Annotated in this window: 1 protein-coding gene; it reads left to right on the top strand. The window is 46.5% G+C overall.

Features of this window, described 5'->3' with window-relative positions:
- Positions 1–40: 40 nt before the first annotated feature.
- The coding region (locus AB4585_RS29175) for a DNA translocase FtsK 4TM domain-containing protein (RefSeq protein WP_372172302.1) at positions 41–228 on the top strand (188 nt) is incomplete at its 3' end.

Here is a 228-nt window from a genome sequence, read left to right as displayed (position 1 = left end):
CTCTTGTCGTTTATCCGACTAAGACCCGCATGCAATGGATATGTTGAAAAGAAATCCCAAAATTCGAACAGTAGTTCACAAGTCTCCTCACAAGGCCAAACCCAATCTCACCGGCATTCAACGCCTCAGAGAAGGGTGTCTTATCATTGGCGTATTGCTTGCTGTCCTTATGGCAGTATCACTGATTACCTTTAACCCAGCAGATCCTTCATGGTCGCAAACGGCGTG

Origin of the sequence: Vibrio sp. 10N.222.49.C9, assembly GCF_041474985.1 — a bacterium.
In the GTDB taxonomy this organism is placed as follows: domain Bacteria; phylum Pseudomonadota; class Gammaproteobacteria; order Enterobacterales; family Vibrionaceae; genus Vibrio; species Vibrio crassostreae_C.
Note: the sequence above shows the minus strand (reverse complement) of the source record. Positions and strands in the feature narration are given on the sequence as shown.